Source organism: Streptomyces anulatus, assembly GCF_014650675.1.
GTDB classification, from domain to species: domain Bacteria; phylum Actinomycetota; class Actinomycetes; order Streptomycetales; family Streptomycetaceae; genus Streptomyces; species Streptomyces anulatus.
The window spans coordinates 1-761 of the sequence record NZ_BMVK01000045.1 but is presented as its reverse complement, the minus strand read 5'-3'; the positions used below and the strand labels follow the sequence as shown (position 1 = coordinate 761).

Annotated in this window: 1 protein-coding gene; it reads left to right on the top strand. The window is 69.9% G+C overall.

What is annotated here, in order from left to right:
* Positions 1–59: 59 nt before the first annotated feature.
* On the top strand, positions 60–761 hold a 702-nt coding region (locus tag IE272_RS38535; protein ID WP_190010423.1), incomplete at its 3' end, for a transposase family protein.

Here is a 761-nt window from a genome sequence, read left to right as displayed (position 1 = left end):
GGCCCCCGGGCTGTTGATCGAGATGTCTGACGTCTCAATCACGTTGCTCGGGGGCCTCGTTGGTCATCCATCCTGCCGCACTCGACCTGCCGCATGCACTCGTGGAGTGGGTCACCATGCTGATCGTCACCCGTGAGGGCGACCGGCGCTGCAAGCTCCGTCCGTCACAGCGCGCGATGGTGGCACTGGTGTACCTGCGCGAGCACACCACACTTGCGAAGATCGCCACCGGGTTCGGGATCAGCGAGTCCACCGCGCATGCCTACACCAGCGCGGTCGTCGACCTGCTGGCCGCCCGTGCACCGGGCCTGCTCAAGACACTGCGCGACCACGAACCCGACTTCGTCCTGCTCGACGGCACCCTCGCCGAATGCGACCGGGTCGGCGACGGCCGGGCCGACTACTCCCACAAACACCGACGCCACGGCGTGAACGTGCAGGTCGTCACCGACCCCGGCGGCCGGCTGCTGTGGCTCTCGCCCGCCCTGCCGGGCCGCACCCACGACCTGACCGCCGCCCGTACCCACCGGGTCATCCGGATCTGCGAGCGCCAGGGCGTTCCGATCGTGGCCGATCTCGCCTACCAGGGCGCCGGTCCGTGGCTGACCACGGGCATCAAGCGCAGGCCCCTGAAGGAACTGACCCCCACCGAGAAGACCCGCAACCGTGCCCTGGCCGCCACACGGGCACCCGTCGAACGCGGCGTCGCCCGCCTGAAGTCCTGGCGGATCTTCCGCAGGGCCCGATGCAGCCCCAACCGC